The sequence below is a fragment of the Providencia hangzhouensis genome (assembly GCF_029193595.2).
Classification (GTDB): domain Bacteria; phylum Pseudomonadota; class Gammaproteobacteria; order Enterobacterales; family Enterobacteriaceae; genus Providencia; species Providencia hangzhouensis.
Window position 1 is genome coordinate 4,046,169 of record NZ_CP135052.1, and the last position, 22,598, is coordinate 4,068,766.

The window sequence follows — 22,598 nt, forward strand, 5'->3', positions numbered from 1 at the left end:
AAAATAAAAATGACTACAATAGATAATGCCTCATTAGTTACGTGGCGACGTCAATTCCACCGTTACCCAGAAACGGGTTGGGGAGAGTTTTATACCACGGCGACCTTAATTAAAATACTTGAAGAAATGGGGCACCACGTATTAACAGGGGAGCAGATCATCAACCCTGATTTTATTCGTGGGCGCAATCCATCCATTGTTGAAAAAGCCAAGCACGCAGCCAAAGAACGTGGAGTCGATGATGCGCTACTCGAAAGGATCGGCGACTACACAGGATGTGCAGCAATCTTTGATACCGGACGACCGGGGCCCACTATCGCATTTCGTTTTGATATTGATTGTGTCAATGTACAAGAAACCGATACGGCAGAGCACATTCCAAATCAAGAAGGATTTAACTCTACTAATCAAGGCTATATGCATGCTTGTGGCCATGATGGGCACATGGCTATCGGCCTCGGTGTCGCAAAATGGTTGATGGAAAATAAAAATAGTTCACTAAAAGGTGTTATTAAACTCATTTTCCAGCCAGCTGAAGAAGGTGTACGCGGAGCAAAACCTATCGCCGAAAGTGGCATTCTAGATGATGTTGATTACTTTGCTTGCGGGCATCTTGGCTGTGATATCCCAAGTGGAGTGATTGTAGCCGCACCGGAACGTTACCTTTCGACATTAAAAATGGATCTACGTTTTAAAGGTAAAGCCGCGCACGCAGGTATGGAGCCACATGCCGGAAAAAATGCATTACTCGCCGCTTGTAACGCGACTATCCAGATTTTAAGCCTACCTACCCATGGTGAAGGAATGACCCGCGCTAATGTCGGGGTATTAAATGCAGGAGAAGGCCGTAATGTGATCCCTTCATACGCACAAATGCAAATTGAAGTACGTGGCGAAAATGAAAAAATTAACAATTACATGACCGAAGAAGCCTTAAGGCGTGCACGTGGTGTAGCACTCAGCTTTGATGTTGAACTCGAAACTGAGGTCATGGGGGAAGCCGTTGATTTCATTCCTGACGATGAAATGACTGACTATATCACCGAAGTAGCCCAAACTATTCCAGCCGTAAAAAAAGTACAGCGCACCATGAATTTTAATGGCAGTGATGATGCCACACTGTTGATTAAACGCGTACAAGCTCATGGCGGAAAGGCCGCTTATTTTGTGATTGGATCTGATATCAAAGCTGGCCACCATCAAGCCAAATTTGATATCGATGAAGAACAGCTATTCACTGGTTTTTCAATCTTTACAGGGTTACTACAACGTTTATCCGTATAAAAACAGCAAATCAATATAAGCCAATTATGAAACCTTATAGCTGATGATGTTATAAGGTTTTTTTAAGGAAATATGATGAAAAAGACATTATTAAATACACTACTTTCTAGCCTGATCTTATATACCTCTGTTTCACTCGCAGCTGATGCCATTAAACCCAACGTAACTATTTTAGCCACTGGGGGGACCATCGCAGGAAGCTCCAAATCCAACCTTGATACCACCGACTATAAAGCGGGCTCACTGGGTATTAATGTGTTAATCAATGCCGTGCCAGAAATCAACGATGTTGCTATCGTCAAAGGAGAACAGATTTCTAACACCATCAGCGGCAATATTAGCAGCGAGATCCTATTAAATCTCAGTAAACGTGTTAATCATTTACTGAATGAAGGAAAACAACAAGGCGTCGTTATCACCCATGGGACGGATACAATTGAAGAAACAGCGTTCTTCTTAGAGTTAACCACCCAAAATAAACAGCCTATCGTTATTGTCGGAGCCATGAGACCAGCAACCGCTATCAGTGCAGATGGCCCAATGAATCTGCTTGAAAGCGTCGTACTTGCTGCGGATAAGAAAGCTGAAAATCGCGGAGTCATGGTAGTTTTAAACGACCGCATTGGTTCTGCTTTTTATACCACCAAAGCAAACTCAACCACTCCTGATGCATTTAAATCTTATGAACCTGGCTATCTTGGAGTCTTTGTCAGTGGAAAACCCAAATTCTACTATACCCCTGCACAGCCTGTTGACCGTACTTTTTTCGATGTTAGTAAGGTAGATAAACTCCCTAATGTCGAAATTATTTATGCCTACCAAGACCAGACCCCAGCTATGCTTCATGCCGCTATCAATAACGGAGCCAAAGGGATTATTGTTGCGGGCAGTGGTAATGGAAATGTCTCAAGTAACATGGAGGAGGCAATTAAGCAGCTCAGTGACAAAGGTATTCCTGTTGTGATGGCAACCCGAACAGGCTCTGGCTATGTGAGTAGTAAATCATTTGCTATCGGGTCTGGCTTTTTAAACCCACAAAAGTCTCGCATTCTCTTACAACTCGCCCTTGCAACTGGTGCCAATCTTAAACAAATATCGAATTACTTTGATAGCCAACGTTAATTAAATATCTTCATTGTTAAAGGCGTCTAAAATATAGACGCCTTTTTAGCATTCATCATACTTATTTCTAGGATAATAAATAAATTATAAAAACAAGTTTAAATTTATTATATAGATAATCAATATTCAGATAGCGTTAGTGCCCCACTTAGTTAAATGGCTAATATTTGAATAATTAAAATTTGGCTTTATTTGATTACTATTTTTAAATATTGGCTTTCTTTGCTAGTAGATAATAAATAATTGCTGTAATCGGAAATGCAATAAAGAATGCAAAATTATAACCTATCATACCTGATACCAACCCAATCACTAGCGCAGTAATACCCGGTTTTCGCCAGTTAGGAATATCATCGCTGTACAGGTTTTCTAAATTAAGATGACATTTACGAATAAGGTAATAATGTACTAGCATAATCGCCAATATGGGAGCGAGTATTGCAGAGAAAATCATTTGCACATAATCAAGGTAGCTTAATAATAACCATGGCATCATTAAAATACTAATCAACCCAACTAGCCATGTCGCTTTTGCGAAAGTTAATTTAGGGAAGAAATTAAGCATAATTAATGTTGCGGGAAAAATATTCGCACAGGTATTGACGGTCCATTGTGCAAATACAATGATAATACAGCTAATAATTAATATGGTTGCGTTATCAGCAAAAGCAATTTGTAGCATCCCAATAGGGTTATCGCTTTTCGTCAGATAAGCACTAATCAACCCTGCAAGAGTGAGCAATAAGCCTGTACCAACAAACCCAAGCCCAAAACAAAAGATAGTGCGTTTATTACGAGCAAAGAAGCTACTTGATGCACTGTTTTCAGGTAATTTTAGCTTTCTGGTTAAGTCACTGCCATTTAGAGCTTCAGATAACCATCCTCCACTAAAGATAGCAATAACAGTAATAAAGCTGAACCCGGTTCCTTCTAATGGAGAAGCCGTCACAATATCGGGTAAAGAAATTTGGTGTTCTTGTAATAACCAAGCAACCAATGACACCAATCCGCATGCCAAAATGGGGACTGCCAATGTGCCAAACTTACTCATACTGTCTACGTTACGGCTTGCATTGAATAGCTGTAAGGATGCATAAGTGATGAATATCACCCAAAACATGGAAACCCCAGTGACAATTTCGATAATCGCATTAATCGCCTGCGTCCCTAAAAATAAAATCACACCGCACCATGTTAAACAGACGATGGCTCGACATATCGCACCAATTTTCGCCCCTTGTTTTCCTAAGCAGTCGCGAATAAAAATGGTGAAAGGAACACCGTAACGTGTACCGATATCACCAGTTAACGTAATTAACACGGTGACTAATAAAAAACCGAAAAAACAAGCAATTAACACTTCAATAGGGGAATATCCTCCTCTTAAAAGTACTTGAGCGGGGATCACCAACCCCACAACGTTGATCACCATCGATGAACAAAGCACCAGCAAGTCGCGCGTCTTTAACGTTCTGTCTTTTTCCTGTGTAGGTAGCAATTCCTGATTGGCTTTAGCAAGCAATTCCTGTGAAATATTTTGTCCATTATTCATGAGTCTAGCCTCATATTTATTGTCGTTTTAGTTTAATTTCAAAGTACGTTTAATAAATTTCCCTTGGCCTTTACTTCCCATAAAGGTGTTGTTATCCATAATGATTTCGCCACGTAAAAGGGTTGTTTTAACCTTTCCTTTCGCTTTATATCCTTCATGTAGGCTATAGCCAGCACCACTGTGTAAGTTATTGGCTGAAATAACCCATTCCTCATTCAGATCAAAAATGACAATGTCAGCATCAGCTCCAGGTAATAGCGTCCCTTTTTGTGGATAACATCCCATGGTTTTCGCAATGTTAGTGCTACATAGTGCAACCGCTTGGTTCATAGTGATTTTTCCGTTCTCTACACCTTCGGTTACCATCAAATTAAAACGGATTTCGAGGCCAGATAACCCATTCACCACCTTAGTAAAATCGGGGATAATTTTGCCATTGGCATCGCGCTGTAAAGCCTTTTCCTTTTCCTCACGAGTGAAAGTGCAATCATCGGAACCAATCAAGGTGATCGTACCGTTCTTAATGCCATCCCAAAGTTCATCCCGCTCTTTACGAGTGCGCAGTGGAGGCGAACAAATGGCCAGATGCCCATTTTCAATATCATCATAGAGTTCATCGAACAGCGTTAAATAGTGAGGGCCCGTTTCGATATACAGTTTTTGGCCTCGCTCTTGTGCTTGTTGTGCAATGTTTAGACAAGGACCATTTGTGGTATGAACAATCAGAAGAGGAACACCAACTGATTCAGCGAGTTTAGCCACGCGGCCAAAGGCTTCTGTTTCACAAATAACGGGCTTACTATTGGCAAAGTCACGCCAAGTTAGGGTGTTATTTTTGATGCACTCATCCACCGCGGTTTCTGCTATCGCATTACTTTCCGCATGGATCAATGGCATACAGTTATTTTCTTTTGCACGTTTAAAGACCTGCATCAGAGTCATATCATCTGCCATCACACCTTCTTTACGGTAAGTCATAAATAATTTAAATGTTGGGCACCCTTTTGCCGCAAGAAGTGGAATTTCATCTAATAACTGCTCGTTAGCTTCAACAAATTTGCCATGTACACTAAAATCAATCGCAGACTCAGTCATTTCCTCAATACGGTCATCTAGCGCCTGAAGAACACTTGAGCCTTTCCAAGTATTGGTAAAATCCATATAGGTTGTGACACCCGCAAATGCGGCGCAAATACTTTGCTGATAAAAGGTAAGTTGCGGGGAAATCCCTTGAAATGGAGCCTGTGTGTGCATATGCGCATCAATTAAACCGGGTAGAACTAATCGGCCTTGCGCATCAATTTCTTTTTGGCATTCAGCGGGCTCATCAGGGCCAAGTAAAGCAGCAATTTTGCCTTTTTTAATTGCCAAATCGGCGCGAACCGTACCCTCTTCAAGAACTAAATGCCCATTTCTAATAATTGTGTCAAACATAACTATCTCCAACGATTTTTATGTCACAACACAGCGAAAAAGAGACTGTGTTGCAGCTATTATTGATTGATCAACTCAGCGTTCCTTTCCGTAAAACTTGTCCACTGCAGGCATAACTTTCAATGTGATTAAACAGCGCAATTCGACCATTAACCATCACAAGCTCAATACCTTCAGGGTATTGATTTGGTTCAACAAAAGTACCTTTGTCTGTAATGGTATGTGGGTCTAACATTACGATATCGGCTTGGTAACCCTCTTTAAGTAATCCCCTATTGGTTAATCCCAAAACCTCTGCTGGTTTGCCGGTCATTTTGCGAATCGCTGCTTCCCAAGTTAAACAAGCTTCTTCGCGTACATACTTCCCAAGTACTCGAGGAAATGCTCCAAAAACACGGGGATGAGGCTTACCTGCCCCCATTAAGCCATCCGTACAAACATTCTGCTCTGGGCGGCACAAAAATTTAATCACATGCTCTTCTGTCCCATAAAAATCCACCATTCCAACAGCGTTATCTTCCTCATATAACAGGTCAAAAGTGGCGTTATAAGGGTCTTTACCACGTAACTCTCCAAGTTGAACTAAGTTTAAACCTACTGCATCTTGGTTTTTCTGTTGCTTCACACTGGTAATGAAGATTTGATCTAACCCAGCGAAATCAATGAAGTTATCCCACCCAGGGATCCCTTTTTCGATATCGTCAATCATACGTTGGCGTAATTCAGAAGATTTCAGGCGTTCGAGTAGCTTTTCCGTACCACCTGCATGCACCCACGGCGGTAAAATCACCCCTAACATGGTGCTACCAGCAACATAAGGATATTGGTCGAAAGAGATGCGTATTCCTTCTTGCTGTGCTTGTTCAAGCATCGATAGCATTTCATCGATCAGTGACCAGTTTTTCTTACCACAGACCTTCATATGAGAAATATGTAGCCAAACTCCGGATGCATGAGCAATATCAATAAGTTCTTGAGTCGACTGAATGATGTCATCCGCTTCACTGCGCTGATGAACCACAAAAATCCCATTATATTTGGCTGTCACTTTGCAAAGTTCGGTGATCTCAGCGGTATCGCCAAAAGCACAAGGCATATAGATAAGGCCTGTAGATAGCCCATAGGCCCCTGCTTGTAACTCTCGCTCAAGAATCTGGCACATTTTGGCGACATCTTCCTGCGTCGATGCCTTACCATCTAATCCCATGGCTTCCATACGGATATTACCGTGGGGAACAAGATAAGCGAGGTTCGTAGCGCTTCCTCGCGCCTCTAACATGTTGAGATATCCCGCTGTATTTTTGAAGTGCCAGTCAATCTCATCAGAGTCACCATCGAGGCCAGCAATATTTTTACGCCACGCGGAAATATATTGTTCAGGCAAAGGTGCCAATGCAACGCCGTCTTGCCCCAACAACTCAGTCGTGATCCCTTGGCGAATTTTTGCGGAAACTGCGGGGTTTAATAACACCGATAAATCAGAGTGAGTGTGCGTATCAATAAAACCGGGACAAATGATTTTACCGGTTGCATCAATAACCTGGTCCTGAGTGTTGGCGCTAATATCGCCGATTTGAATAATTTTACCTTCATTAACAAGTAAGTCGCTGTGATACTGACTTTCTCCTGTACCGTCAATGATGATGGCATTTTTAAATAGTGTTTTCATTGTTCTCTTCCTTTATCAATGCCTTAGTAGTCACTAAGGCATCAAAAGATAACTATTTGTTATTATTGTAAATACTAGAAATTATGCTGTAGTAGCCTTTGACTGAGCCTGTTAATTGTCCAATTTCGATATATTCATCAATGGTGTGAGCCAGATTTTCTCTGGAAGGCCCAAAGCCAATCGTAGGAATATTGGCTTCCCCCGCATAGTGGCTACCGTTGGTACAAAATGAATATTGGGTAATGGTTGGGTTAATACCGACTTTTTTGAGTCCCGATAAAACACACTGCACAAATTCATCCGATTCATCTAACACCCAACCGGGAAAGAAACGCTCTCCTTCAATGGTACTACCGGTATAGCAAGATTCCGTACCATAGGCATAAGACACCCGCGCTTTAAATTCGGGGTCCAACTGAATCATTTCTTCCAACACTTTTTGGATAGGTTCAATTACGCTATCTTTGCTTTCACCAACCAATAACCTACGGTCATAAGTCGCTCGGCAATATTCAGGGACAACCGATGCGCCGGGATATGGTGAAGATTTAATATCCGTTAATTCAAGGATCCCTAAACCAAGAACGGGGTGAACAGGCGGAGTTAATGTTCTAATTTTTTCAACCAATGCCGCCATTTTATAAACCGCGTTAATACCCGCTTGCGGGTTTGCGGAGTGGGCTGGCTTACCAAATGTTTCTACCACCACCTCTGCGCGACCACGTTGGCCAATTTTCAGGTTAAGCTCAGAAGCCTCGCCGATAACCACATAATCAGGATGATACTTTTCAGTGACTAGGCGTGCCGCTACACCTTCAAAACATTCCTCATGTACGATGCAGGAAACATAAATTTTCCCAGCAAACTCACGCAGATAGTCTTGGCCGAAAAAACCAATGGCTGAAATCATGGCAGCAACTGCACCTTTCATATCGGTCGTACCACGACCATAAATTTTGCCGTCATTAATTTCTCCGCCAAATGGGTCTTGCGTCCATTGGCTTTCATCGACTGGAACCGTATCGATGTGTCCATCAAAAACCAGCGTTTTTCCAGGGTATTTCCCTACAATTCCACCAATGATATTGCCGTATCTATCAACATGAATATCATCAAATTCATAATCTTCCATCATGGATTTAATAACACGGACAACATTGCCCTCTTCACCGGAGTAACTTTTTTCACGAACTAAAGCCTGACAATTCTTGATGACTTCGTTAAGACGATTTTCTGAAAACATATTTTTCACCCCGATTAAAATTGGCCAAAGCTTGGGAACTCACCATCCCAAACAATATCCCGATAACGTTGAATATCCGTGTCGCCCTCAGTACTGATAAGCAAAATGCGTGAATTTTCATTCAGTTCCAGCCTGTTGCGCACATCAGCATAATTTTGGGACTGCATTAAAATAGAAAGTAACCCTGTAGTGACAGCACCAGATTCACCCGAAACAATCGGAGGGTCAGTCGGTAATGGGTTACCTAATATCCGCATCCCTCGCGTTGCGACAAAGTCAGGGCAAGAAAAGAAAGCATCGGCGTAGTCTCGTAATAATTGCCAACCTGCAATATTGGCTTCACCACATGCCAGCCCAGCCATAACTGTTTGTAGATCGCCTCCAACAGAGATCGCTTCCTCATTTTCAGCAACCGCTGAACGGTAAAGGCAATCCGCAATTTGAGCTTCAGCAATAATCACTTTCGGTCTATCCTCTCCATAAAGTGCCGTTAACATCCCCTGCACCATGCCAGCAAATGAGCCAACACCAGCTTGAACAAAAACGTGTGTCGGTTTCACTTCATGTAACTGTGACAAAGCTTCAAACATTAACGTGCTGTAGCCTTGCATAATCCACTGTGGGATCTTTTCATAGCCAGCCCAAGCGGTATCTTGCACCACCACCCAGCCATATTTTCTTGCCATTTCGGCTGTCATACGTACCGCATCGTCATAATTCATATCTACAATTTCTGCGGTCGCACCTTCATTCAAGATGGCATCTAAGCGTTCATGGGAAGAACCTTTAGGCATATAAACTACTGATTTTTGTTTAAGTTGACGTGCCATCCACGCCACGCCTCGCCCATGATTACCATCCGTCGTGGTGGCAAAAGTAATGCCATTTAATTGTTCTCTAACCTCATTGCTGACCATAACGTTATAAGGAAGCTCAGAGATATCTCTCCCCAACTCTTCGGCGATATGGCAGGCCATTGCATAGGCGCCACCTAATGCCTTAAATGCCTTGAGGCCAAAGCGTTGAGACTCATCTTTTAAGTAAATCTGTCCGACATTTAATGACTTGGCGAGTGCAGGTAAATGATAGAGCGGTGTTGGTGCATACTCAGGAATTGAGCGGTGAAATTGCCACGCTTTATGTAATTCAGCTTGCGAAAAAGAGGCAAGGTTCGCCGTAGGTTTCTGCTTAAAACGGCTGTGATTAATGTAGTACTTTAATTGCTCCTGCATGGAAAACCTCATGAACTTATTATTAATAAACAAGACAATTAAGTCTTAATAAAAAATAGGTTTACAGCTTAGGTAGCAATACACATGCCAAGATCGGCATTTACGTATAATTATAATGAGAAAATAATGTAGCCAGTTGATATAAAACAAAATTTAAAATAAACCATATAGAATTGCTTTTACTAAATTCGATATCATTGATTTACCTCATTGATAAATTATCAAATATGATAAATAGTGTGATGGCGATATATAAATAATTTAATATATTGATTTATAAATAAAACTATAATTATCACCTCAATTAAATTTATTAATATTTATCAATTTTGATAACAAGGGAAAAAATGACATCCATTCTGAGTACTATCCAAAATGAAATTTGCCATTACGCAGAAGCTATTTCTGGCGTAACCGGAACAGATGTCGAAATTATTGATGAATATCTGATCCGTATTGCAGGAACGGGTTATTACAAACACATGCTTAATCAAAACGTTTCACGTAACGGCTATATTTATCGTCATGTTTTACGAGTACAAGAAACCGTATTAATTAAAGATCCTGGGGAAAATAACCTCTGCCATCTATGTGAAAATAGAGAAACCTGTACGGAAGAATTAGACCTTAACGCACCGATTTTTTTAAATGGTAAAGTCATTGGTGTCATTGGCATTATTTGCTCGACCAAACAACAGCGAGCCGTATTACTTCAGCAACTCAATAAATTCATCACATTCATCGAACAAATAGCCGAAATGATATCGAGTAAGGTATTTGAGTGTCTTGAACGCTTGAGAGCCCAAGAATCTTTACATGCATTTCGGCGATTAATTGATGCTATGGATAGAGGCGTAATAGCCATCGATAGCCAACAAAAAATTTGGCATACCAACCGCTCTGCATCCCGCTTTTTTAATAAAGATATTATAGGCCTATCACTGTCCTTTGAACTTACAGGGGATATTTTATATGGCGATGAAGAAGCATGGTTAGAATTAGAAGGCCAGCGCTATCATGTACTCTGCCGTAATGTTACTTTTACTTCACTGGAAAATGATACGTTAACCATGATCATTTTTCAGGACGCCCGTGATTATATTACTCATGTCAATCAATCATCCGTTGAAATCAGCGAAGCCCCTTCACAGTTAATCGGTAATTCATTGACTATGATGAACCTCAAACAAACCATCAAGAAGGTCGCTGTCAGTCATGCAAATGTACTGATCACGGGGGAAAGTGGCTCAGGAAAAGAGGTCGTCGCTTATGCTCTACATACACAAAGTGCTCGACATGCTCAGCCCTTTGTCACCATAAACTGTGCGGCAATACCAGAGCAACTCCTTGAAAGCGAGCTCTTTGGCTATATCAGAGGCGCATTCACCGGAGCAGATCCTAAAGGGCGTATAGGTAAGTTTGAATTAGCCCATGGAGGTAGCCTATTTCTCGATGAAATTGGTGATATGCCTTTGTTATTACAGGCTAAGCTACTGCGTGTTTTACAAGATAAAACCATCACCCGAGTTGGTTCAAATAACCAAATACCTACCGATGTCCGCATTATTGCAGCCACAAACAAAAATTTATTAGAGATGGTCGAACACAAAACGTTTCGAGAAGACCTATATTACCGATTAAATGTTGTGCCGATCCCTGTTCCTGCATTACGGGAGCATCGTGAGGATATTGCTGATTTAGCGAAATATTTTTCTGACCAATTTTCAATGCAATATGATAGAGAAAAGCAAAAGATCCCTGATACAGTAATGAATTATTTATATGGCTATCATTGGCCGGGTAACATACGTGAACTGCGTAATGTCATCGAGTATATTTATGTAATGCAAGGCGATCTGCCTGAAATGAACCATAGCCATTTACCTGAGTATATTACAGAAACAAATTCATCAACAGAATCAATACATTCCATTACAAAAACCGCTGCGCTGCCTGTACACCATTATGAGAAAGAAACCATACAACACGTACTTGAAAAAACGGGTTACTCCATGGGAGGAAAGAAAGAAGCGGCACAAATATTAGGTTTAAGTATTGCGACACTGTATCGCCGATTAAAAAAATACGATATTTCCAGCTGACCTTCATATCTAGGCACTAATATTTCTCTCAGTGCCTGACTTATCGTACTTATTACTAATAATCCAACCAACTGTTACTGCTATACAAATAGTCACAAAGCGAATGGTCATTTTGTGATGGCTATCTTACTTTTGTTTTTACGCCCTTCTCAAAATATCTCATCTTTTAATGGCAAGTAAGATAAATTAACACCTTATGATCGCCAATAAAAACCTCGCCAACGCGAGGTTTTTATCTCTTCAGAAGAACACAAAACGAATTATACATTTTTCCTTTCGATGGTTTCTTCCCCCCAATATAGCCTATCCGCGGTGGTCTTCGAGAAGGCCAGAGGTAAAACTTCATCAGAACCTTCTTCCCAAATTTGTTCCGCTAATACTTCATCATTATTCGCTAATTCAAAAATAGCTTGAGCAATTTCAATTGAGGTTTCTCTAACTTTAGCCCATTCGGCTATATGGTGAGGGTCTTTCATTATTCGCTCCTGATTAAATGGTTCTGGTAAAAACACTGAGAGATTTCAAGTCTGTGAATAAGATCACTACGACTTTAAATATATTGCCATTTTTCCTTTTTAGTGACGCTCCATTAAACGCGCTCACTATTCACTATCTCTAGTATATGACTATAAGTTAAGTAATAGAGATTAAAAAGTCATGAATATTCGCCATGTTGTTGCTATTGATTTAGGCGCATCTAGCGGTCGTGTCATGTTGGCTTGCTATGATGTGCATAATAAAAAATTATCATTAGATGAAATTCATCGTTTTACAAACCATTTGATCACTGAAGGTGATCATTGTTATTGGGATCTGGATGATCTTGAGACTCAAATACGGATTGGCTTACACCATGTAGAGCAATCTGGCATCCATATTGACAGCATTGGCATCGACACTTGGGGCGTTGATTATGTTCTACTTGACCGTGATGGTGCCACCGTCGGTCGCAATTTCTCTTACCGTGATAACCGCACCCAAGGTGTCATGGAGCAAGTCCAAACCGACCTTGGTGTTCAAAATATCTACCAAAAAACAGGGATCCAATTTCTCCCTTTCAATACCTTATATCAATTGAAGTCCTTGCAACAATCACACCCTCAATGGCTGGAACAAGCACACCATTTATTATTGATCCCTGATTATTTCGCATACCGTTTGACTGGGCAAATCAACCATGAATATACCAATATTTCCACCAGCCAAATGGTTAACCTGGAAACAAGTGATTGGGATGATGAGTTAGTCGAGTATCTACAAATACCACGCTGTTTATTAGGTGAAATCAAGCAACCAGGTAATATCATTGGCCACTGGCAAACGCCCAAAGGTAAAAAAATTCCGGTGATTGCCATAGCAAGCCATGATACGGCCAGCGCTGTCATTGCGGCGCCGATAACCGATAGCCATAGTGCCTATTTAAGCTCAGGAACTTGGTCATTAATGGGCCTCGAACGTACTACTCCTTGTACTTGTGAATACGCATTTGCTGCCAATATTACCAATGAAGGTGGAGTAAATGGCCACTACCGTGCCCTAAAGAATATTATGGGGTTATGGTTATTCCAACGCATTTGTCTTGAACATGACGTGCAAGATATTTGCAGCCTAATTGCGTCAGCAGAAGCTATCCCCGCCTTCACTTATCTTATTAACCCCAATGATAACCGCTTCTTAAACCCTGAGTCGATGAGCCAGGCCATTAAAGAGGCTTGTCAGGAAAACCAACAACCCGTCCCAAATACTATCGCTGAGCTAGCTCGCTGTGTTTTCGACAGCTTAGCACTGCTCTATCGTCAAGTGTTTCTTGAATTGCAGCAAATAAATCATGCCCCATTACAGCAGCTGCATATCGTCGGTGGTGGTAGCCAAAATGCCCTACTTAACCAACTCTGCGCCAACACTTGCGGAGTTCCTGTGAGCACAGGCCCGATTGAAGCGTCCACCTTAGGAAACATTGGGTATCAGTTGATTGCCCTAAACACCATTCCAGATGTACCAACCCTGCGCACCATTATTGCAGAAAATACCGAGCTTTGTTGGTTTCAACCTCAAAGCATCGCGCTGGATGAACCTTGGAAACGATTTAAAACCATTACGGCCTAACTCAGGTTATTAACCGTATATCGATAAGTTATAAGGAAAATTTCATGTCTAATTACAAAGAAAGTTATCTTATTGCCAAACAACGTTTTGCTGACCTTGGTATCGATACTGAACTGGCGATGCAAGCCATGGCTGACTTGCCTGTATCGATGCATTGCTGGCAGGGAGATGACGTAGCTGGCTTTGAAAAATCTGCAACCGCTTTAAGCGGTGGTATTCAAGCTACAGGTAATTACCCCGGCAAAGCGACCAATGCGATTGAATTACGCGCAGACATGGATAAAGCAATGAGCTTAATTCCTGGCCCTAAACGCGTTAACCTGCACGCTCTTTATCTCGAAGCTGATACCGCCGTCGAACGTAATGAAATTGAACCTCGCCATTTTGCCAATTGGGTTGATTGGGCGAAAAAAAACCATATCGCACTCGATTTTAACCCTTCTTATTTTTCCCATCCACTCAGTAGCGAAGCGACGCTAACTCACAGTAATAAGGAAATTAGAGACTATTGGATTGGTCATGGACAAGCTTGTCGCCGTATTTCTGCGTATTTTGGCGAGTCATTAAATAGTGCTTCCGTAATGAATATTTGGATCCCTGACGGCATGAAAGATCTCCCCGTCGACCGCTATGCGCCACGCCAACGCTTAGTCGAGTCATTGGATGAAATTATCAGTGAAAAAATTGATATTAAATATCATATCGATGCCGTCGAAAGTAAGTTATTCGGTATTGGTGCTGAATCTTACACCGCAGGCTCCAGTGAGTTTTATTTGGGCTATGCCATCACACGTAAAACCGCATTATGTTTAGATGCCGGCCACTTCCATCCAACCGAGGTTATTTCAGACAAAATTTCAGCCGTCATTCCTTATGTTGAACGCCTATTACTGCACGTCAGCCGTCCTGTGCGTTGGGACAGTGACCACGTCATTTTACTTGATGATGAAACTCAAGCGATTGCCAATGAAATCATTCGCCATAACTTAAAAAACCGTGTGCACATTGGTCTCGATTTCTTTGACGCATCGATTAACCGCATTGCTGCGTGGGTCATTGGGACTCGCAATATGAAAAAAGCGTTACTACGCGCCTTACTTGAACCAACCGCAAGACTGCGTCAACTCGAAGCAGAAGGGGACTTCACAGCTCGCCTCGCGCTATTGGAAGAACAAAAATGCCTGCCATGGCAAGCTGTTTGGGATGAATACTGCGAACGCAACAATGTTCCTGTAGGCGAAAAATGGTTAGATGAAGTTAAACAATACGAAAAATCAACATTATTAACACGTTAAGGTGAATTGTATGCAAGATATTCTGACATCTTGGTTTGTCCAAGGGATGATAAAAGCCACCAGCGATATGTGGCTCAAAGGCTGGGATGAACGTAATGGCGGTAATGTGAGCTTACGACTAACTGAAGACGATGTTGCTCCATTTAAACACACTTTTCACGCTGACCCGCGTTATATCGAAACAACTGAACCAGTTAAAGAGCTAGCAAACCAATATTTTATTGTCACAGGTTCTGGTAAATTTTTCCGTAATGTTGCCTTAGACCCTGCAGATAACTTGGGTCTAGTTCGTATCGATAATGAAGGTCAGGGTTACCATATTGTTTGGGGCTTTGTGAATGGTGCAATACCAACCTCGGAATTTGCTGCTCACTTTCAATCACATATCACACGTATGCAAGCCACTAATGGCGCTAACCGCGTCATCATGCACTGCCATGCAACCAATATCATTGCGCTAAGCTATGTTTTACCGCTCGATAGTGCATCCATCACGCGTCATTTATGGGAAATGAGTACCGAATGTTTGGTTGTTTTCCCTGATGGTATCGGTGTGCTGCCATGGATGGTGCCTGGCACAGATGGCATCGGCTTAGAAACAGCGGAACAAATGAAACAACATGGCTTAGTACTTTGGCCATTCCATGGAATTTTTGGTTCCGGCCCAACCTTAGATGACGCTTTTGGTTTAATTGATACCGCAGAAAAATCCGCTGAGATACTTGTCAAAGTTCTCTCGATGGGCGGTAAAAAACAAACTATTTCAACAGAGAATCTGATTGCGCTTGCCAAGCGATTTAATGTCACACCAATGTCTGATGCATTGAAATAAAGCCTGTTTCTCTGTGGATAGGCCTTCCCTTCCACAGAGAAATTAAAACGATAATAAACAGTGAGGAATAGTTCATGGGCAGTGGAATTTTACTCGGTATTTTTTGGCATTTTGTCGGCGCAGCTTCGGCGGCTTGCTTCTACGCACCATTAAAAAAAGTTAAAAACTGGTCATGGGAAACTATGTGGTCCATTGCCGGGATTTTTTCTTGGATTATTTTACCTTGGACCATCAGTTATATTTTACTTCCTGACTTTTGGGCCTACTACAGCTCTTTTAGTGCAAATATTCTGATCCCCGTTTTTTTATTTGGTGCTATGTGGGGGGTGGGTAATATTGGCTATGGTCTGACTATGCGCTATTTAGGTATGTCAATGGGCATCGGAATTGCCATTGGTATTACGCTCATTGTTGGTACCTTAATGACCCCAATTATTCAAGGCACATTTGGCGAATTGATTGCCTCTACGGGCGGAAAATTAACAATTCTTGGCGTCCTTGTGGCTGTTCTTGGGGTTGCCATCGTTTCCTATGCCGGGTTACTAAAAGAAAAAGCGACCGGAGTGCAAGCCGAAGAGTTCAACCTGAAAAAAGGCTTATTACTGGCAGTCATGTGCGGCATTTTCTCAGCCGGTATGTCATTCGCAATGAGTGCAGCCGTCCCTATGCACGAGGCGTCCGCTGCCCTTGGCGTTTCTTCTCTTTATGTGGCATTACCAAGTTACGTCATCATCATGGGTGGCGGTGCATTAATCAATTTAGGCTATTGTTTTATTAGACTTATTTATCGTAAAGATATCTCTTTCAAATCAGATATCTCTGTCCCCAAAGCCCTACTGGTCAGCAATATTTTATTTGCCATTTTGGGTGGCGCTATGTGGTACTTCCAATTTTTCTTCTACGCATGGGGACATGCAAATATCCCATCACAATACGGCTTTATGAGCTGGATGCTACATATGAGTTTCTATGTTCTGTGTGGCGGTATCGTGGGGTTAGCGCTAAAAGAATGGAAAGGCACCGGCAGAAAACCCGTTCGAATTTTATGTTTAGGCTGTTTAGTGATTATCTTAGCGGCAAATATTGTTGGCTTGGGAATGGCCGCCTAATGTAACCGTTTTTTATTTTAATTGATTGGGAGGTCAGCGATGACCCATAGAATGATACTTAATGAAACCTCATACTTTGGCGAAGGGGCAATTAACCACCTTGTCGAGGAAATTCAAAAACGCCAATTTAACAAAGCACTGATTGTCACGGATGCGGATCTGGTTAAATATAATGTAGTCAGTAAAGTCACCCAATTATTAGATGACGCTAAATTGGACTACGCCATTTATGATGGCGTTATTCCTAACCCAACCATTGATACCGTCCAACAAGGGCTAAAACACTTCAAACAATCTAATGCAGATTGTCTTATCGCTATCGGAGGAGGTTCTCCACAAGACACCGCTAAAGCGATTGGGATTATTATCAATAACCCACAATACGAAAATGTGGTGAGCTTAGAAGGTGTCGCTCCAACCCAAAACCCAGCAGTTCCTATTATCGCAATCCCAACTACCGCAGGAACTGCAGCTGAAGTCACGATTAACTATGTCATCACAGATAACAAGCTGTGCCGTAAATTTGTGTGCGTTGACCCCCATAGTATTCCGATTGTTGCCATTATTTATCCATCAATGATGGCATCCATGCCTGCAAGCTTAAAGGCTGCAACTGGCGTTGATGCTCTCACCCATGCTATTGAAGGCTATATCACGAAAGGGGCTTGGGCACTTACCGATGCTCTACACCTTAAATCCATTGAGTTGATCAGCAATTCGTTACGGCAATCCGTTAAGGGCGACCCGCAAGGTGTTGAAACGATGGCACTAGCACAATACATGGCAGGAATGGGCTTTTCTAACGTTGGCTTGGGGTTAGTTCATGGTATGGCTCATCCCCTTGGAGCGTTTTACAATACTCCACACGGTGTCGCTAACGCCATTTTATTACCTCATGTTATGTCGTATAACGCTGATTATACTGGGGAAAAATATCGAGATATCGCTCGTGCTATGGGTGTAAAAAATATCGATGCCTTTTCACTTCAAGAAGCCAGAAATACCGCCATTGCTGCTGTTTTTGCGCTAAACAAGGACGTTGGTATTCCTGAAAAACTGCGTGAGATCGGCATGAAACTGGAAGATATTCCATCCCTTGCTCAAGCCGCCTTTGATGATGTGTGTACTGGAGGTAATCCACGTGACACCACATTAGAAGACATCACTGAATTATATCAAGCGATTTATTAGAGGGTGATATCATGATAAAAAAAGCATTTGTGATGCAAATTGCTCCTGACGCCCACCAAGAATATCAGCGCCGACATGATGAAATTTGGCCTGAATTAGTGCTGACACTCAAAGAACATGGCGCACATCACTATTCTATTTTCTTAGATAACAAACGAAATTTATTATTCGGCTACGTGGAAATTGAATCACAGGAACGCTGGGATAGCGTTGCACAAACGGAAGTGTGCCAAAAATGGTGGAAATATATGTCGGATATTATGCCATCAAACCCTGACAATAGCCCAATCAGTGATGAGTTAAGGTCGGTATTTTATTTAGACTAATCTCCCCCTAGGCAGTGCTAGTCTATTGGCTAGCACTTACCTCAATTTATCTTTTTGTAAAAAACAACGGCGATATGCACTTGCTGTCATTTTCATTTTTTTATGGAAGACACTCGAAAAATAATTACTGTCTTCATAACCACATTGCCCAGCGACTTCACTAATCGACAACGAGGTACTACGCAATAATAACGCCGCTTGGCACAAACGTAATTGTTGCAGATATTCCATTACCGTCATTCCTGTTTTCGACTTAAATAAACGCTGCAATGAACGCGCAGACATCTGATGCTCCTGAGCAAATTTTTCTAATGAAAATGACGTATTGATACTTAAATTTAAACAATTTATTAGCTGATCCATTTGGTGTAATAAACTTATTGGAGCTTGATCTGGCTGATAACGTAAACGATAAATATAAATAGCTAACTGTAAAAATAGCCCTTCGCAAAGATGAATAGATGGAATATCCGGTTTTTGGCATTCTAATGCCATTTTCTCAATAATGGGCGTCAACGTTGATAAGCTGGAAGGCGGCAATTTCCAGTGCCTAGATGTTATCGGCTGATAACTTAATGGAACATACTTTTCAATAGATTTTTTAATGAAAAACTCATTAGGTTTATATAATACATTAACCAGTTTTAAGTTATTTACTGAGTGATAGCCATGACAATCTTCCGCATTAATATAAAACAGATCTCCACAAGTAATTGGATAATCAATACCATTCCAATGGTGTAAACCATTTCCTGAAAAAACAATCACAAACTCATTAAAATTATGGCTATGAACAATAAAATCTTCCTGAGAATCCCGCATTTCTATCGTCACGGTATTTTCAGGCCTAATAAAATAATCACTGCTGTTGATCGAAAGAATGCTTTGTATCATGATCACCTCAAAAAAGTGTAGGGATGATCATTACGATCTTTTTTAATTACTGCAATGACGCAGGTCACGGGGTGTGAAATTATACTCACTTTTAAAACACGTCGAAAAATATGCACTATCATTAAAGCCACTTTCCAATGCAATATCCGTAATGGTTTTATCTGAAAAACGAATTTGGTAATAAGCTTCTGATAGCCTCAACTTTATTAAGTAATTTTGTGGTGATATGCCTAAATTATTTTTCATATAACGATGAAAGGTCCGTAATGACACTGAAAATTGAGTGGTTAAATGCCCCCAATCGACATCTTCGGTAAAATTCATATTTAGCCAGCGTAACATCTGGATAATACGTTGTTCATTATTCCCTTCACCAATATGGTTATAACGGCCATCTTGTAAATTAACAATTAACTGCAAAAAAAGGCTTTCAGTATAAGCAAGATCAGAGCCATCGCTTTCGTTGAGTTTATCAATAATTTGTTGTGCTTTATTGTAATGCTCTTTATTTAAGAGCCAATGTGAAATGTTTTTTTCAGCATCTGTCGGAAAAAAATGACTGATATTATTTAAATAGGTAAAACTGGAGTCTGAGCGATAAAGTACATTGGTTAAATTTAGGTTGGAAACATTATCAAATAAGTGATAATCACAGGATTTTATATAGCACACCATCCCAGGACATAATGTATAAGGCCTCCCATTAAGTACATGTAGGCCAATACCCTGAGTTACCAAAAAGATCTCACTAAAATCATGTGTATGTTCAGGAAAAATAGGCTGAGGTACCCTTGGCTCAACTGTAATGTGCTGCTGCGGTGTGATAAAAAAATCTTCGCTATATAATTTCATGAAAGATCTCCTAATAAACACTTCTCGCCCGTAAAACTGACCATGGTTTATTTATCGTTCGTGGGATTATCGTAAATACCCTTATATCCCTATTCTATTGATCTCATCCAAAATCGCCTTGAAATTATGACCAAGTAATCACGCGTTATTGGCGATATTTTCAAGAGTTCACCAAGTAAATGTACAAAATGTGACCCTGGATACATAAAAGCCACTCTATCTAAGAACACCGTCTCTGTAGCACATAGCGTATAATAACGATCACACGTTGTTGTAAGCGAGCCACAACATAAAAGGGTACAGATTCTCTACGGCTTTAATTGAATCAAGAGATACCAATAACAGATACTTGATGTAGGATGAGTTGGATTGAAATGTATTAACGGAAAAGTAGAAGATTTCTTATAACATTGTGATTTAAAACATAAAAAAAGACGCCTTTAGTATCTCAAACTGCTGACCCTAAATAGTCATTAGGGAATTATTGAATACTACCCTAAATTAAATAATTCCATCAAAAACAACACAAAATGCCTGTGTAATTTTAAACCAGAAAAACCTCATTATCTCTCCGCCATTTTAGGCTAAGCCAATACCACCGCATAGAAGTGATATTGACTTAATACAAACCTGAAACTTACTAACGATAGCTAAATAAAACATTCACGGTATTACTGAATTGCCCTGATTTAATGGCTTCGGCATCTTTCTTGGATAATTCGACACTGTAAGGGAAGTAGCCAGGCTGCTGTTTACTGATACTCCCTTTATAATAATACTGATCAAATGCGACCTGCTGGTTATTGGTTCTGTCTGTAATTGCAGCTTGTAGGCCATTGTCAAAGACGATGTACTTTTTATTTACCACGCCGCTGTTGCTTTGGAATGCAACACTGACTTCTAATGCTGCTTCACACGTTGAATCGGGCACTAAATCTAATGAAAAGTTTTCTCTAACTATTTGACCATTTTCAAAATTCTCAGCAGTGAGTTCTTTAAAATCAACCACTTTATTGCTCATACGGACAATCGGTGTTGGGCAATAGTTCACCAGTTTTCCCACAATCTGGGCGCGGTATATATCGCCAAAATTTCGGCCTGTTCCATCAACATGATAGCCCACAGTAAATAAACCTGTATCAAACGATTTTAACGGCCCTACACCTCTTTTGAGCTCATAGATATATATGAAAGCAATATTATACTGACCTGGACTCCAATACCCCACTTCTATCCTAGGTGTGTTTGTAGCGGTAATTTCTACGGGTCTATTTGGGTCCGTATATTGATAGAGCCGAACACCGTTTGACAATAAATACGCTTTTGTTGTTGCTGGTGTTTGATTAACAAAATAAATCATTCTATCTTGTGTATTTCCACTAAAATTACATCTCCATGAAAAAAAACCTGTCGATGCCGTTCCTAGTAGCGTACCCGCAGGGACTGAACCAGGCGTCGTGTTCATATCTATATTTATCAGCGGTGAAGGGTTCCAGTTGTGTCCGCCGTTAGGGACACAATCCGCGCCTGCATAGACATCATGACCAAAGGCTAAAAGCATTATCCCTAATATACCTTGCCGTGCTTTTATTGATTGTTTTTTGTTATTTTTCATTTGTTTTTCGCCTGTGGCAATAATTGGCAAGGCTGTGCTGCGGCGCACTGGTATTTATTAAATTTCAGACCACCGAAGTCATCAATATAAGCGACTTCAAAACTGTTCCATGCCGGGTTTTTCAAGGTCACGGTCGAATCACTAAACGGGGCGACAAGCACTTCAGGGAAATCTTTATCTTTATTTTGATCAACATTGATATTGGTGATCACAATATTAAACGGGGTTGGATTCGACAACGTAATCTGTCCACCTTGTTTTGTGACTTTTAAATCACGCTGAAAATCTTTCTCGGCAGAGACTGTGTAGTCAATACCTTTTGGGCGATAAAACAGTTTTAAGCGTGATTGGATAGTAAACTGAACCGCATTCGCTTCTTTACCTTGCGGTGGAATACCTAATACATTGAAATACAACAGACTCTCCCTGTCCGTGGGTAAGGTATTTTGCCCATCCATATACGCAATTTTGATTTGTTTTTTCTGTTTAGGGCCAATTTTTTGTAAAAAAGGTAATGCCACTAGTGAGTTAGTCAGCTTTTCACCTTTTTGGTTTTCTATCCATGTCTGCGCTAAAAACGAAGAGGCGGTATCTTGGTTTTCAACAACGATACTGGTTCCGCCATCGGCTTCATTAAAAATAACACGGGTTCTATCTAACCCAAGAACGGCATACGCTTGGCTCATGACGCTTGAGAGTAAAACAACGGAAAGTACTTTTTTAAATAATGTCATTTTTTC

19 protein-coding genes are annotated in these 22,598 nt (G+C 40.9%); 9 read left to right on the forward strand and 10 right to left on the reverse strand.

Going from position 1 to position 22,598, the window contains the following annotated elements; translation table 11 throughout:
* Nucleotides 1-9: 9 nt before the first annotated feature.
* Nucleotides 10-1,284, forward strand: coding sequence for an amidohydrolase (locus PZ638_RS18475; protein WP_004259661.1), 1,275 nt, complete (start codon nt 10-12; stop codon nt 1,282-1,284).
* A 72-nt stretch (nt 1,285-1,356) separates the two neighbouring features.
* Complete coding sequence (locus PZ638_RS18480) at nt 1,357-2,406, forward strand: asparaginase (RefSeq protein WP_004259666.1); 1,050 nt, start codon at nt 1,357-1,359, stop codon at nt 2,404-2,406.
* Nucleotides 2,407-2,611: 205 nt separating this feature from the next.
* Here PZ638_RS18480 and PZ638_RS18485 read toward each other — a convergent pair whose 3' ends face one another.
* From PZ638_RS18485 to dpaL, 5 genes are all read right to left on the reverse strand, one after another.
* A complete protein-coding gene (locus tag PZ638_RS18485) occupies nt 2,612-3,958 on the reverse strand; it encodes a cytosine permease (RefSeq protein ID WP_004259669.1) in 1,347 nt (448 codons plus the stop codon).
* 27 nt (nt 3,959-3,985) lie between these two features.
* Nucleotides 3,986-5,392, reverse strand: coding sequence for a dihydropyrimidinase (hydA, locus tag PZ638_RS18490; RefSeq protein WP_180312164.1), 1,407 nt, complete (start codon nt 5,390-5,392; stop codon nt 3,986-3,988).
* Nucleotides 5,393-5,462: 70 nt separating this feature from the next.
* The gene (locus PZ638_RS18495; RefSeq protein ID WP_206277593.1) at nt 5,463-7,061 is read right to left on the reverse strand and encodes an N-acyl-D-amino-acid deacylase family protein; all 1,599 of its coding nucleotides are present in this window, start codon (nt 7,059-7,061) and stop codon (nt 5,463-5,465) included.
* 52 nt (nt 7,062-7,113) lie between these two features.
* A complete protein-coding gene (locus PZ638_RS18500) occupies nt 7,114-8,304 on the reverse strand; it encodes a YgeY family selenium metabolism-linked hydrolase (RefSeq protein ID WP_096865085.1) in 1,191 nt (396 codons plus the stop codon).
* A 14-nt stretch (nt 8,305-8,318) separates the two neighbouring features.
* Nucleotides 8,319-9,536, reverse strand: coding sequence for a diaminopropionate ammonia-lyase (gene dpaL, locus PZ638_RS18505; protein ID WP_096865086.1), 1,218 nt, complete (start codon nt 9,534-9,536; stop codon nt 8,319-8,321).
* Nucleotides 9,537-9,883: 347 nt separating this feature from the next.
* Here dpaL and PZ638_RS18510 point away from each other — a divergent pair, with 347 nt between their 5' ends.
* Nucleotides 9,884-11,638, forward strand: a complete 1,755-nt coding sequence (locus PZ638_RS18510; RefSeq protein WP_004259685.1) for a sigma-54-dependent Fis family transcriptional regulator — start codon at nt 9,884-9,886, stop codon at nt 11,636-11,638.
* Between the two features lie 260 nt (nt 11,639-11,898).
* Here PZ638_RS18510 and PZ638_RS18515 read toward each other — a convergent pair whose 3' ends face one another.
* The gene (locus tag PZ638_RS18515; RefSeq protein WP_047756975.1) at nt 11,899-12,114 is read right to left on the reverse strand and encodes a YccJ family protein; all 216 of its coding nucleotides are present in this window, start codon (nt 12,112-12,114) and stop codon (nt 11,899-11,901) included.
* A 181-nt stretch (nt 12,115-12,295) separates the two neighbouring features.
* Between PZ638_RS18515 and rhaB the strand changes: the two genes are divergently transcribed.
* The 6 genes from rhaB (at nt 12,296) to rhaM (ending at nt 18,497) form a co-directional block, all read left to right on the forward strand.
* On the forward strand, nt 12,296-13,744 hold the full coding sequence (gene rhaB, locus PZ638_RS18520) for a rhamnulokinase (protein WP_180312165.1): 1,449 nt from the start codon (nt 12,296-12,298) through the stop codon (nt 13,742-13,744).
* Between the two features lie 44 nt (nt 13,745-13,788).
* Complete coding sequence (locus PZ638_RS18525; protein WP_004259694.1) at nt 13,789-15,039, forward strand: L-rhamnose isomerase; 1,251 nt, start codon at nt 13,789-13,791, stop codon at nt 15,037-15,039.
* A 10-nt stretch (nt 15,040-15,049) separates the two neighbouring features.
* Complete coding sequence (rhaD, locus tag PZ638_RS18530) at nt 15,050-15,871, forward strand: rhamnulose-1-phosphate aldolase (RefSeq protein WP_004259698.1); 822 nt, start codon at nt 15,050-15,052, stop codon at nt 15,869-15,871.
* Between the two features lie 74 nt (nt 15,872-15,945).
* Nucleotides 15,946-16,980, forward strand: coding sequence for an L-rhamnose/proton symporter RhaT (gene rhaT, locus PZ638_RS18535; RefSeq protein WP_004259701.1), 1,035 nt, complete (start codon nt 15,946-15,948; stop codon nt 16,978-16,980).
* Between the two features lie 39 nt (nt 16,981-17,019).
* Nucleotides 17,020-18,171: a lactaldehyde reductase gene (gene fucO / locus PZ638_RS18540; RefSeq protein WP_272674530.1), complete on the forward strand. Its 1,152-nt coding sequence runs from the start codon at nt 17,020-17,022 to the stop codon at nt 18,169-18,171.
* Between the two features lie 11 nt (nt 18,172-18,182).
* Nucleotides 18,183-18,497: an L-rhamnose mutarotase gene (gene rhaM, locus PZ638_RS18545; RefSeq protein ID WP_096865089.1), complete on the forward strand. Its 315-nt coding sequence runs from the start codon at nt 18,183-18,185 to the stop codon at nt 18,495-18,497.
* 36 nt (nt 18,498-18,533) lie between these two features.
* Here the strand turns inward: rhaM and PZ638_RS18550 are convergent, their stop codons facing one another.
* The 4 genes from PZ638_RS18550 to PZ638_RS18565 form a co-directional block, all read right to left on the reverse strand.
* Entirely contained in the window at nt 18,534-19,391 is an 858-nt protein-coding gene (locus PZ638_RS18550) for a helix-turn-helix domain-containing protein (RefSeq protein WP_144140484.1), read from the reverse strand.
* Between the two features lie 42 nt (nt 19,392-19,433).
* Nucleotides 19,434-20,243, reverse strand: coding sequence for an HTH-type transcriptional activator RhaS (gene rhaS, locus PZ638_RS18555; RefSeq protein WP_096865091.1), 810 nt, complete (start codon nt 20,241-20,243; stop codon nt 19,434-19,436).
* Between the two features lie 640 nt (nt 20,244-20,883).
* Nucleotides 20,884-21,858 (reverse strand): hypothetical protein, encoded by a 975-nt coding sequence (locus PZ638_RS18560; protein ID WP_272674543.1) that lies wholly within the window; start codon nt 21,856-21,858, stop codon nt 20,884-20,886.
* The gene (locus tag PZ638_RS18565; RefSeq protein ID WP_311972594.1) at nt 21,855-22,592 is read right to left on the reverse strand and encodes a fimbrial biogenesis chaperone; all 738 of its coding nucleotides are present in this window, start codon (nt 22,590-22,592) and stop codon (nt 21,855-21,857) included. The genes PZ638_RS18560 and PZ638_RS18565 overlap by 4 nt, the downstream gene beginning before the upstream one ends.
* Between the last annotated feature and the right edge of the window lie 6 nt (nt 22,593-22,598).